Source organism: Microbispora cellulosiformans (genome assembly GCF_008728085.1).
GTDB lineage: Bacteria > Actinomycetota > Actinomycetes > Streptosporangiales > Streptosporangiaceae > Microbispora > Microbispora amethystogenes.
In genome coordinates this window covers 527182-539194 of sequence record NZ_VYTZ01000001.1, presented here as the reverse complement: position 1 = coordinate 539194, position 12013 = coordinate 527182, and the positions used below count along the sequence as shown (strand labels likewise).

The following is a 12013-nucleotide window of genomic DNA, read 5'->3' as shown; positions in this document are numbered from 1 at the left end:
CTGTCAGGGCGCGTGCCGTACCGACTGGTAACTTTTCGGTCGGACGTCCTAGTATCGCGTCATGAGCTTCCCTCTCTACGCCCCCGCCGAGGAGCACGAGATGCTCCGTGAGACCGTACGGGCCCTCGCCGACGAGAAGATCGCCCCGCGAGCCGCGGCGGCGGACGAGAACGAGGAGTTCCCCTGGGAGGTCTACAAGGACCTCGTCGCGGCCGACCTGCAGGCCGTCCACATCCCCGAGGCGTACGGCGGCGCCGGGGCCGACGCCCTGGCGACCGTGATCGTGATCGAGGAGGTCGCCCGCGCCTGCGCCTCGTCCTCCCTGATCCCGGCCGTCAACAAGCTGGGCACCATGCCGCTGCTGCTGTCGGCGTCCGAGGAGCTCAAGCAGCGCTACCTGCGGCCGGTCGCGGCCGGGGAGGCGATGTTCTCCTACGCCCTGTCGGAGCCGGAGGCGGGCTCGGACGCCGCCGCGATGAAGACCAGGGCCGAGCGCGACGGCGACCACTACGTGCTCAACGGCACCAAGATGTGGATCACCAACGCGGGCGTGTCGGAGTACTACACGGTCATGGCCGTGGCCCACCCGTCGGCCGGCGCCCGCGGCATCTCCGCGTTCGTGGTGGAGAAGGACGACGAGGGCGTCTCGTTCGGGCCCAAGGAGAAGAAGCTCGGCATCAAGGGCTCGCCCACCCGCCAGGTCATCCTGGAGAACGTGCGGATCCCGGAGTCCCGGATGATCGGCGAGCCGGGCACCGGCTTCAGGACCGCCCTCGCCACGCTGGACCACACGCGCATCACGATCGCGGCGCAGGCGCTCGGCATCGCCCAGGGCGCGCTGGACCACGCGATCGGGTACATCAAGGAGCGGAGGCAGTTCGGCAAGCCGATCGCCGACTTCCAGGGCCTGCAGTTCATGGTCGCCGATATGGCCATGAAGCTGGAGGCCGCCCGCCAGCTCACCTACGCCGCCGCGGCCAAGTCGGAGCTAGCCATGAACGGCACGCGGGTCAAGGACCTCACGTTCTTCTCCAGCGCCGCCAAGTGCGCCGCCTCCGACGCCGCCATGGAGATCACCACCGACGCCGTCCAGCTCCTCGGCGGGTACGGCTACACCCGCGACTTCCCGGTCGAGCGCATGATGCGCGACGCCAAGATCACCCAGATCTACGAGGGCACCAACCAGATCCAGCGCATGGTCATGGCCCGCCAGCTCCTCAAGTAGCCCTTGGGTGGCGCAACCACCCTGCCGTACTCGGCGGGGTGTGCATGGCGGCGTCATCGCGGACCTCACAGTACGGTCCGGTCGGCCTTCGGCAGGTCCAGGGCTAGGCGGCGGAACTCGGGGAACAGCTCCTCGATCTGCCGGGGGACCTCTCTTGGAGAGCGCCGGATATTCGGCATGCTCTTGACGGGCGTAAAAATACTGCCGTAGCTTCGGTTGGTCCGCGTTCACAGGACACTCTCCTCTCCCGGGAACGGAGCGCTTTCGTGCCTCGACGCCTCCTTCGCATTCCCGCCGCCGTCGGCTCGCTCGCCCTCGTCGCGGCCACCCTGACCGGAACCGCCGGGGCTGCGACGGAGGCTCGGACCGGCATCACCGCTGCGGCTACCACCCCGTCGCACCTGTCCGGCACCCTCGCGGACGGCGCCACCTGGATCGCCGACGTGCCCGCCGACTGGAACGGCACGCTCCTGCTGTTCAGCCACGGCTATGGTCCGGCCGTCGCGCAGAACGCGCCTTCCGACGAGGCCCGTACGGCCCTTCTCGCGGAGGGCTACGCGCTCGCCGGTTCCTCCTTCGACCCGCAGGGCTCGTGGTGGGCGCTGAACAGCGCCGAGCGCGACCAGTTCGCCACCCTCGACGCCTTCGGCCGTGCGGTCGGCCGGCCGTCTCGCACCCTGTCGGTCGGGCTGTCCATGGGCGGCCTGGTCAACGCCCAGATCGCCCGCGACGGGGCCGGCCGCGTCGACGGGGCCCTCGGGCTGTGCGGCCTCGTCGCCGGGGGCGTCGACCTGGACGACTACCAGTACGACGCCGAATACACGATCGCCTCGCTGCTGTTGCCCGGCCAGGAGGTGCGGCTCACCGGGTTCGCCGACGCCGCGGACGCCGCCGCGACGGCGCAGCGGCTGACCGACGCCGTGATCGCCGCGCAGGCCACTCCGCAGGGACGGGCCAGGATCGCGCTCGCCGCCGCCTACCTCAACCAGAGCGACTGGGCGCCCGGCCAGAACCCGCCGGCGCCCGGCGATCACGAGGGGCAGGAGGCCCAGCAGTTCGCCTGGCTCTCCCAAGGGGTGCTCGGGTTCATCGAGAACGGCCGCTGGTCCATCGAGCAGTCCGCCGGGGGCAACACCTCCTGGAACGCCGGGCTCGACTACGCGGCGCTGCTGCGCGACTCCGAGCACGCCGGCCAGGTGCGGGCGCTGTATCGCAAGGCCGGCCTCGACCTGCGCGCCGACCTGGCCACCCTGACCCGCGGCGCCGACCTGCGCGCCGACCCGGGCGCGCGGCGCAGGCTGGAGGCGTCCTCCACCGCCGGTCAGAGCCTCGCGGTGCCGCTGCTCGACCTGCACACCATCGCCGACCAGCTCGTCCCGGTGCAGCAGGAGGCGGCGTTCGCCGAGCGGGTCCGGGCGGCCGGCGACGAACGGCTGCTGCGGCAGGCGTACGTCGCGCGCCAGGGCCACTGCGCCTTCACCACCGCCGAGATCGTCGCGGGCGTGCGGGCGATCGACAGGCGGGTCACGACCGGCCACTGGGGCGACGTCGCCGAACCCGCCGTCCTGCAGCGCTCCGCTCTGTCGCTGAACCTCGGCGAGGCCGCCTTCGTCCGATACCAGCCCGGCCGTCTCGTCGTCGGCCGGCACTCCTCCCGGATCGGCTCGCATCTGCCGCCAGGCCCGGCGGCGACCATGTGATCCCGTTCCGCGCTCACCTGACCGCGGTAGAAGCGGACCAGGGCACTGATGTCGATGAGGTAGAACTCTGTCGCATCAGCAGGCGTGGCCGGCCTGGCTAGTCGACGCCCTTGCGCGCCCGTACCGTGTGGTCGATGAGCTCGCGCAGCGCGCTCTCGTCGACCTCGTCGAGCCGTTTCAGGTAGAGGCATCCCTTCCCGGTCTTGTGCGGACCGAGGCGGGCGAGCACCGATGCGTGCCGCTCCTCGAACCCGCCCGCCAGGTAGACGACGAGTTGCTGCCTGCGCGGCGAGAAGGCCGCCAGGGGCGAGTCGCCCGTGCGCCCGCTCTCGTAGGTGTAGTGGTAGCTGCCGAAGCCGACGATGCTCGGGCCCCACATCACCGCGGGCTCGCCGGTCACCTCACGCAGAATCGTGCGGAGGCGCTCCGCGTCGGCCCGGCGGCGTTCGTCGGGGAGCGCGGCCAGGAAGTCGTCGACGCTGACCTCGGTCGGGATCGTCACCGGCTGTTTCGATGTCGCCATGCGGCCATGCTCCCAAGCCGGTACGACAAAGTTCGTCGCGCACACAAGAGCGCCGCGGCCGCGAGGGTGAGGGAGGCGTATCCGCAGGTCACGGACAAGCCGGCCCAGGGTGGAAGCGGATAGTAGCCGTCGAGCAGGGACGTGTTCACGTCCACGTGCGCGAACGTGGGGATGCTCTGCGTGATCGCGAACCCGGCGGCTGGGGTGATCATCAGCAGCCATGACGCCAGGCCCGCGGACGCCAGCAGGTAGGGCACGACGACGAGCGCGACGGCCAGCCCGACGGCGACGACGGCCCGCCTGACCAGCGCGGCGAGGCCCAGAGCCAGCACGGCGGCGGCCGCCGTCAGCGCGGCGTAGCCGACGATCACCCGAAGCTCCGTGCCCAGGCTGATCGGCTGCACCGGGTTCTGGTTGGCACGCAGTATCGCCAGGCCGACGGGGACCACGACCCCCGAGGCCACCAGTCCCGCCACGAACGCGACCGCGCCGATCACGGCGGCCCTGGCCGCCAGCAGCCGTACCGGATGCGGCTCGTCCGGCGGGCCGGTCCTGATCGGTGTGCGCCGTCGCTCGGACGTGACGAACGTGACCGCCGCCACGAGCAGCGGGATCAGTCCCACGGCCCCGCCGGTCAGCAGGAGGTCGGCGCGCACGCCGCCCTCCACCGGGGCGGGCCCGATGTCACCGCCCCCGGTCACGATGAGCTTGCCGCCGGACTCGACGACCCCGCCCGGGTGATGCGGGGTCCTGCCGTCGGACTCCAGGGTGACGCCGACGTCGTCGCGGCGCCACGAACCGTTCGCGCCCTGCAGCGTGATCCGGTCGAAGGTGGCGGTGGCCTGGGCGAAGGCCTGCGCCCTCTCCCAAAGCACGCCTGGCGAGGTGGCGAACAGCCCGATCTCGACCGTCTCCGGCAGCCCGGTCAGCGTGACCGTGCCGACCTCGGTCCACGTCCTGCCGTCGTCCGACTCGTAGCCGGTGACGGTGTCGCCCGACCTGGTCAGGCGCAGCCACTGGGGGCCGTTGTGCGGACCACCGGCCATGTCGTGGGTGTAGTTGTACTGCATCCGTACGCCGTGCTCTCCGGTGAGCATGACGGCGGCGTACGGTGTGCCCTGCGTGAGGCTCTGCCTGACGAGGAGCCCGGCCTTCGCCCACGGCACCACCCCCTCCTTGACGTTGCGCACTCCGGGCACGACGTCCGGCAGCCGCATCTGCCCGGTCAGGTCCGACACCCGGGCGGTGATGCCGCCGTTCCCGCTGAGCGGCTGGTGCACGAAGTAGTACTTGTCCCTGACCGCCGTGCCATCGGGTCCCAGCAGGGGCGCGGGGCAGGGGCCCTCACCCTTCCCGGTCACGCAGGTGCTGCGGACGCCCCCCGCGATCAGCAGTCCGAGCGACACGGTGACCAGCACGGAGGCCGCCACGGCGAGCACCAGGCCGCGCCTGGTGCGGAACCTGGCCCACTCCGCGCGCAGCACCCGGGGGAAGTGCAACGCCCGGGGGATGGCGTCCTGCCGGCTGCGCCGCTGAGGCTTCAGTGGATTCATGGCGACGGTTGTACGGGGCACCCGGTTCCAGCCGGGTCGCGGACGCCGCGACCCGGCTGCGACCGGGGAGCTGGCATCGTGGAGACATGGCACCTCGACCCGGCCGCCCCGCCCGTACGACGACCGGCGGTGAGCGGCGGTGAGGGTCCTCGTCGTCGAGGACTTCGAGATCCTCGCCCGCTCCGTCGGAACGGGGCTGCGCCGCGAGGGCATGGCCGTCGACGTCGTCCTCGACGGCACCGCCGCCCTCGACCGCCTGGCCGTCACCCGCTACGACGTGGTGATCCTCGACCGCGACCTGCCCGGTGTCCACGGCGACGAGATCTGCCGGCGACTCGCCCACGGCCGCTGCGAGACCCGGGTGCTGATGCTCACCGCCTCCGGCACGGTCGAGGACCGTGTCGACGGGCTCAGCCTCGGCGCCGACGACTACCTGCCCAAGCCGTTCGCGTTCGCCGAACTGGTCGCCCGCGTCCGCGCCCTGGCCCGCCGCGCCACCCCGCCGCTGCCGCCCACCCTGGCCTGCGGGGACATCACCCTCGATCCTGCCCGCCGGGTCGCGTCCCGGGCGGGCCGGCGCCTCGACCTGAGCCCCCGGGAGTTCGCCCTGCTGGAATGCCTGCTCGCCGTGCCCGGCCTGGTCATCTCCGCGGAGGAACTGCTCGAACGCGTCTGGGACGAGGCCGCCGACCCCTTCAGCAGCGCCGTCAAGCACACCATGCACCGGTTGCGCGCCAAGCTCGGCGACCCGCCGGTGATCGAGACCATCCGCGAAGGCGGCTACCGCATCGGGCCGTCATGACCTCCCGGCAATTCGCCAGGAGGTCGCTGCGGAAGCGGCTCGCGCTCGCGTACGCGGCAGGCGTCTACGCGGCCGGGGCCCTGGCGCTCGTGTTCGTCAACGTCCCGCTCGCCGGCATCCAGGAGACCAGACCCGTAGGCGGGCCCGAACCGAGCACGATCACCGGAACGGAGCCCGGGATCGGCCTGCCCCAACTCCTCGTCGGATCCGCCGTCGCCCTGGTCGTCCTGGTCCCCGTCGCCCTGGCTCTCGGGTGGTACGTCGCCGGCCGGTTCCTGGACCCGCTGCGCGCCATCAGCGCCACCGCCAAGGTCATCTCCGCGGGCAACCTCCACCGGCGCCTCGCCCTCGGCGAGCCCACGGACGAGCTGACCGAACTCGGCCACACCCTGGACGACCTGTTCGCCCGGCTCGAAGCCTCCTTCGACGCCCAACGCCACTTCGTCGCCAACGCCTCCCACGAGTTGCGCACGCCACTCGCCGGCCTGCGCACTCTCCTCGAAGTCACCCTCGCCGACCCCGACGCCGACGCCGGCACACTGCGCTCGGCCTGCCAGGAGGCCCTCGCTCTCGGTGGACACCAGGAGCGGCTCGTCGACGCGCTGCTCGCCCTGGCCACCAGCGAGCGCGGCGTCACCCGCTGGGACACCCTCGACCTCGCCCACGTCGTCGAAGGAGTGCTCGCCTCCCGCCGCGGCCAGGCGGCGGAGGCGGGCATCGACCTCGCCGGCCACCTGACGCCCGCGCTGACGGCCGGGGACCCGCGACTGATCGAAAGCCTCGTCGCCAACCTCGTCGACAACGCCGTCCGCCACAACCACGCGGACGGGCATGTGGAGGTCACCACGCGGACCTCCGGCACGCAGGCGGTCCTCACGGTCACCAACAGCGGGCCGATCATCCCCGGGGACCAGATCCAGCGCCTTTTCCAGCCCTTCCAGAAACTGGCGCCCGAGCGTCACGGCCGCGGCGACGGGTACGGCCTCGGCCTCGCGATCGTCAACGCCGTCACCCAGGCTCACCACGCCACCCTGGCCGCCGGCGCACGCCCCGAAGGCGGCCTGACCATCACCGTACGGTTCTCGCACGGAACCCCTCCGAACCACCCCTGACGCGGTACGGCTGCGCGAGGCCGGAGCTCGCGGGAAAGTGGTGAGCCGCGGACAATGAGAGGGTGCCGGCCGGTGAACGACGGCGGACCGGCCTGCCTGCGACCCGCGCTTCCGTAACCCGGACACGACGAGGGAACGATGACCTGGGAACAGCACGCCGCCCGGCTCGCCGCCGATGTCACCCGGCCCGCCTCACGCTGGCGCGAGCCGGTGGCCACCACGCCGCGCCAGTTGTTCGTCCCGAGGTGGTGGGAGCACCGCGAAGGGCTCTGGACGTTGCGGGACGGGCCGGCCGACGAGCCGCAGTGGCTGAAGGCGGCATTCTCCGACGTGTCGCTGGTGACCCGGGTGGGGTCGTCGCACGCCGACCACGCCACGGGCGAGGATCACCCGGGCGGGCTGCCGACGTCGTCCTCGACGATGCCCGGCCTGGTCGTGCGCATGTACCAGCACGCTGACATCCAGGACGGCGTCGACGTGCTCGACGTCGGTGTCGGCTCCGGGTACGGCGCCGCGCTGCTCACCCGGCGGCTCGGCGATCGGCACGTGACGAGCGTGGACCTGGACGCCTACCTGACCACGGCCGCGACCGAGCGGCTCGACGCGATCGGCCTGCACCCGCGGGTCGTCACCTGTGACGCCACCGGGCCCCTGCCGGGGACGTTCGACCGGATCGCGGCCATGGTGTCCGTACGGCCGGTCCCGGCGAGCTGGCTGGAGGCGCTGCGTCCCGGCGGGCGCCTGGTCACGACGATCGCGAACACCATGATCATAATCGTCGCGGACAGGACGGACGACGGCGGCGCCTTCGGGCGGGTGCAGTGGGACCGGGCCGGGTTCATGACGACCCGGCACGGCGAGGACTATCCGCCCGGGCTCCTGGCCAGGTTCGAGGAGATCCGCGACCAGGACGGCGAGGACGTCGGGCGCGGCCGATACCCGATGGTCGAGGTGATCGAGGCGTGGGAGCTCCGGTCGATGCTGGAGGTGACCGCTCCGGGCATCGCGCACTGGTTCGAAGAAGGTGACGACGGCCGGCGTACGGCGTGGATGGTCCACGCGGACGGCTCCTGGGCGCGTGCCGAGGGCGTACGCGACGAGGCCCCGCTCGTGCACCAGGGCGGGCCGCGGCGTCTGTGGGACATCCTCGACCGGATCCGCCATCAGTGGCTCGCCGACGGCAGCCTGCCCCTGTACGGGGCGTGGGTCACGATCAGCCCTGACGGCACGATCCGGCTGGAGCGTGGCCGGTGGAAGGCCGTCATCGCCTGACCGCCGCCCCTCCGCGAGCACCGCCCTGCGTTAGAGTCCTTGCGCACCATGACAATCACGGCAAAAGACCTCAACCGCGCCACGCTCGCCCGGCAACTGCTGCTGCGGAGGGAGCCCGTCGGTGTCGTCGACGCGGTCCGGCGCGTCGTCGCGCTCCAGGCCCAGCAGCCCGCCTCGCCGTACATCGCGTTGTGGAACCGGCTCGCCGCCTTCGACCCGGCCGACCTCGACGTCGCCTTCGCCGGTGAGGCGCTGGTCAAGGCGACGCTGATGCGGATCACGCTGCACGTGGTGCACGCCGACGATCATCCGCCCATGCACACCGCCATGCAGCCGACGCTGCGCGGCGCGAGGCTCGGCGACCGCCGCTTCACGGAGAGCGGTCTCGGGGCCGCCGACGCCGACGCCCTCCTTCCCGACCTGCTGGAGTTCGCGGACCGGCCCCGCACCAACGCCGAGATCCAGGCCTGGCTCGCCGGACGGCTCGCGGTCCCGCCGCAGGGCGTGTGGTGGGCGGTGCGGTCGTTCGCGCCGTTGCTGCACGTCCCGATGGGCGGGCCGTGGTCGTTCGGCCCCCGGCCGTCGTACGTCGCGTCGGGGACGCCGCCGACGCCGTACGACAGGGACCTGTCGGACAAGCACCTGCAGACGTTGGTCCACCGCTATCTGGAGGGGTTCGGGCCCGCGTCCGTGGCGGACGTGGCGCAGTTCGCCCTGGTGCAGCGGTCCAGGGTCCGGGAGGCGCTGGGCGCGCTCTCCGCCGTACTGGAGCGGCTGGAGGGGCCCGGCGGCGTGGAGCTGTACGACGTGCCGGGCGCGCCGCGGCCCGCCGCCGACACCCCCGCCCCTCCCCGGCTGATGGCCATGTGGGACAGCGTCCTGCTGGCGTACGCCGACCGGAGCCGGGTCCTCCCGCCGGACTACCGCAGGCTCGTGATCAGGGCGAACGGTGACGTGCTGCCGACGCTCCTGGTCGACGGGTACGTCGCCGGTGTGTGGCGCCAGGTCGAGGGCGGCATCGAGGCCACCGCCTTCCACCCGTTGGCCGCCGAGGCGTGGGAGGGGCTCGCGGAGGAGGCCCGGGCGCTGACGGCGCTCCTGGTCGGCCGCGATCACCGGCTCTACCGCGCGTACGACCGCTGGTGGGCCGACCTGCCCGCCGCCGAGGTGCGAGTTCTCCCCGGTTGAGCGATCTCTTGCCGTCTGCCCCCGAACATCCGCGACGGTGTGCGAGGATGCCGGAATGCCGTACCGGGTACTCCTGGCCGCGGTCGTGACCGCCGCCCCCCTCACGATCACTCCCCATGCCGAGGCAGCGGCGGCCAAGCCGGTCATCCGCTACGCCGGGCTCAGCTCCTGCCTCCAGAGCGACGGCGGCCGGCACCCGTGCGGCCCGTTGAAGCTGTGGCTGAGCAACGGCCGCGTCGTCCCGCTCCCGGGCGCGCGCAGGACGGTGGGCGACGACGAGTACGTGGCCGCCGCCGTCGTCGCGGTCTCCCAGGACGGCGCCCGGGCGGCGTATTTCAGCGGCAAGGACGGCGTGCTCACGATCTGGACGGCCGCCACCGGCAGGGCGCGCGAGATCCCCAAGGTGACGTGGCCGGACGACCTCCAGATGAACTCGCTGATCCTTTCCCCGGGCGGGCGGTACGTCAGCATGCTCGGCGTCGACGCCTCCGAACGGGAGGTCGACCGGGTCGCCGACACGACCACCGGGAAGGTCTTCACACTGCCCAGGGGATACCAGGCCTGGGACTTCAGCCCCGACGGCAGGCGGATGATGGCGGGCAACAACCGTACGGCGGTGCTCTACTCGACCGGCACGTGGTCGGTGAAGCTGCGGCGATCCGTCTACATGCGCGGCGACCTCGGCCCCGACGGCGTCACCGTGGCCGGCACCAAGTGGACGAAGACCGGCAAGACCGTCCGGAACATGGTCGTCACCCGCAACCTCGCCACCGGAAAGAAGAGCACGATCCCCATCCGGCTCCGTACGGGGGAGAACCCGCTGCGGACGCGCTGGGACAAGGCCGGTCACATCGACGTCCTGACCCGCTCCGACCGCCGGGTCGGCGGCGAGGAGCGCAGGCTCCACACCTGGTATCGGTTGAACCGCGCGACGCACAAGCTGAAGCGGATCGACTCTTTCCTGATCCCGCCCTCCGTGGGAGGCTACGTCCTCCCCACCTGACGGGGGCTCACAGAACCATGGTTCCGGGAACTATACTTCTGTAAGGACCTCGGAGTGGGGGCGGGAGTGGTTCCAAAGCCGGAGCGGGTCTTCGATCGGGTGCGGGAATGGCAGGGGCTCGCCTCCTTCGCGTCGGCGGGAGCGCAGGCGGGGCACGGAGCCACGCTCGGGATCGTCAGCGGGCGCCGCAGACAGGGCAAGAGTTTTCTCCTGCAGGCGCTGGCCGAGGAGACCGGAGGCATGTACTTCGCCGCCACCGAGGCCACGGAGGCGGAGTCGCTCCGGCTCTTCGGGGACGCGCTGGTACGGCACACGCGTGCGGCGCTCGATCGGCCGTTCCGCGACTGGAACGACGCGGTAGCCGAGCTTTTCCGCAGGTCCCGCGGCGACCGGCCGACCCTGGTGGTCGTCGACGAGTTCCCATTCCTGTCCAGGGTGACTCCGAGCCTGCCATCGATCATCCAGCGCGAACTCGGCCCCGGCGGCAGCGGGCGGGACAGTTCCGCGCGCCTGGTCCTCTGCGGATCGGCCATGGCGGTGATGGGCGGCCTGCTCGCCGGGCAGGCGCCGCTGCGGGGGCGGGCCGGGCTCGAACTGGTCGTCCAGCCCTTCGGCTATCGGGACGCCGCGCGGTTCTGGGGCCTCGCGGACCCGCGTCTGGCCGTGCTGGTCCACTCGATCGTCGGAGGAACTCCCGCCTACCGGTACGAGTTCACGCAGGGGGACGCTCCCACCGGCCTGGACGACTTCGACTCCTGGGTCGTCAGAAGCGTCCTGAACCCGCAGAAACCCCTCTTTCGCGAGGCCCGCTATCTGCTCGCGGAGGAGTCGGACATTCGAGATCCGGCGCTTTACCACTCCGTGCTGGCGGCGATCGCCACTGGCAACACCACGAACGGCGGCATCGCGAGCTACATCGGACGCAGGTCGGATCAGATCACGCACCCTCTCAACGTGCTGGAAGACTGTGCGCTGGTCACCCGTGAGCCGGATGTCTTCCGCCCGGGCCGTTCCCGGTACCGCATCGTGGAGCCTCTGATCACCTTCTACGAGGGGGTGATGCGCCGAAGGTGGCCCGAACTGGAGGCGTACCGCGGGGAGACGGTGTGGGGCTCGGCGCGCGAGACCTTCCTGGCCCAGATCGTGGGCCCCCACTTCGAGGCCCTGTGCCGCGCCTTCGCCCAGGACGCCGACGAGGAGGTTTACGGCGGCTTCCCCGCCACGGTCGGCGCGGGCGTCGTGAACGATCCGGAGAACCGTACGCAGATAGAGATCGACGTGGCTGTCTTCTCTCCTCCCGACGGAGGCCGGTCGGGCAGGTTGCTGTCCCTGGGGGAGGTCAAGTGGGGTGAGACGATGAGCCGTCACCACGTTGCACGGCTGGCCCGCGCCCGCGACCTCCTCGCCGCCAAGGGGTACGACACCCGCGCCACGACCTTGGCCTGCTACGGCGGTGCGGGGTTCACGGAGGAGTTGCGGGCCTCGGCGGCGTCCGACGCGGGCCTCCGCCTGGTCGGTCTGAACGAGATATACGGCGTCGGCTGACCGCGATCGGCGCCTGCGGCGGGTCGTGAGCGATTGGTCACAGGCCCGGGGCATCGGCGTCCCCGTTTGCCACTGTGGCCTCACCGCTCC

At 71.8% G+C, this 12013-nt stretch carries 10 protein-coding genes; 8 read left to right on the top strand and 2 right to left on the bottom strand.

The features are described 5' to 3' along the window. Positions 1–61: 61 nt before the first annotated feature. Positions 62–1225, top strand: a complete 1164-nt coding sequence (locus tag F5972_RS02165; RefSeq protein ID WP_150930525.1) for an acyl-CoA dehydrogenase family protein — start codon at positions 62–64, stop codon at positions 1223–1225. A gap of 266 nt (positions 1226–1491) precedes the next feature. Next, positions 1492–2925 (top strand): alpha/beta hydrolase, encoded by a 1434-nt coding sequence (locus tag F5972_RS02160; protein ID WP_150930523.1) that lies wholly within the window; start codon positions 1492–1494, stop codon positions 2923–2925. A gap of 97 nt (positions 2926–3022) precedes the next feature. Here the strand turns inward: F5972_RS02160 and F5972_RS02155 are convergent, their stop codons facing one another. Beyond that, the gene (locus F5972_RS02155; RefSeq protein WP_150930521.1) at positions 3023–3448 is read right to left on the bottom strand and encodes a DUF1801 domain-containing protein; all 426 of its coding nucleotides are present in this window, start codon (positions 3446–3448) and stop codon (positions 3023–3025) included. Then, positions 3424–5001: a DUF1349 domain-containing protein gene (locus F5972_RS02150; protein WP_150930519.1), complete on the bottom strand. Its 1578-nt coding sequence runs from the start codon at positions 4999–5001 to the stop codon at positions 3424–3426. The genes F5972_RS02155 and F5972_RS02150 overlap by 25 nt, the downstream gene beginning before the upstream one ends. A 139-nt stretch (positions 5002–5140) precedes the next feature. Between F5972_RS02150 and F5972_RS02145 the strand changes: the two genes are divergently transcribed. The 6 genes from F5972_RS02145 to F5972_RS02120 all read left to right on the top strand — a co-directional run bounded on the left by F5972_RS02145 (position 5141) and on the right by F5972_RS02120 (position 11923). Next, positions 5141–5803 carry a response regulator transcription factor gene (locus F5972_RS02145; RefSeq protein ID WP_150930517.1) on the top strand — a complete coding sequence of 221 codons (663 nt, stop codon included), beginning with the start codon at positions 5141–5143 and terminating at the stop codon, positions 5801–5803. Continuing rightward, positions 5800–6915, top strand: coding sequence for a sensor histidine kinase (locus F5972_RS02140; RefSeq protein ID WP_150930515.1), 1116 nt, complete (start codon positions 5800–5802; stop codon positions 6913–6915). Before F5972_RS02145 ends, F5972_RS02140 begins: the two co-directional genes overlap by 4 nt. Positions 6916–7053: 138 nt before the next feature. Beyond that, positions 7054–8187, top strand: a complete 1134-nt coding sequence (locus F5972_RS02135) for a methyltransferase domain-containing protein (protein WP_150930513.1) — start codon at positions 7054–7056, stop codon at positions 8185–8187. Positions 8188–8235: 48 nt separating this feature from the next. Next, positions 8236–9375 carry a winged helix DNA-binding domain-containing protein gene (locus tag F5972_RS02130; RefSeq protein WP_150930511.1) on the top strand — a complete coding sequence of 380 codons (1140 nt, stop codon included), beginning with the start codon at positions 8236–8238 and terminating at the stop codon, positions 9373–9375. A gap of 55 nt (positions 9376–9430) precedes the next feature. Further along, positions 9431–10378 (top strand): WD40 repeat domain-containing protein, encoded by a 948-nt coding sequence (locus tag F5972_RS02125; RefSeq protein WP_150930509.1) that lies wholly within the window; start codon positions 9431–9433, stop codon positions 10376–10378. A 54-nt stretch (positions 10379–10432) separates the two neighbouring features. Beyond that, a complete protein-coding gene (locus F5972_RS02120; RefSeq protein ID WP_225311100.1) occupies positions 10433–11923 on the top strand; it encodes an AAA family ATPase in 1491 nt (496 codons plus the stop codon). Positions 11924–12013: the final 90 nt, after the last annotated feature.

Bases quoted from the DNA above. Each gene is read 5' to 3' on its own strand.
- F5972_RS02165 (WP_150930525.1), top strand. From the start codon at position 62: ATGAGCTTCCCTCTCTACGCCCCCGCCGAGGAGCACGAGATGCTCCGT.
- F5972_RS02155 (WP_150930521.1), bottom strand. From the start codon at position 3,448: ATGGCGACATCGAAACAGCCGGTGACGATCCCGACCGAGGTCAGCGTC.
- F5972_RS02150 (WP_150930519.1), bottom strand. From the start codon at position 5,001: ATGAATCCACTGAAGCCTCAGCGGCGCAGCCGGCAGGACGCCATCCCC.
- F5972_RS02140 (WP_150930515.1), top strand. From the start codon at position 5,800: ATGACCTCCCGGCAATTCGCCAGGAGGTCGCTGCGGAAGCGGCTCGCG.
- F5972_RS02135 (WP_150930513.1), top strand. From the start codon at position 7,054: ATGACCTGGGAACAGCACGCCGCCCGGCTCGCCGCCGATGTCACCCGG.
- F5972_RS02130 (WP_150930511.1), top strand. From the start codon at position 8,236: ATGACAATCACGGCAAAAGACCTCAACCGCGCCACGCTCGCCCGGCAA.
- F5972_RS02125 (WP_150930509.1), top strand. From the start codon at position 9,431: ATGCCGTACCGGGTACTCCTGGCCGCGGTCGTGACCGCCGCCCCCCTC.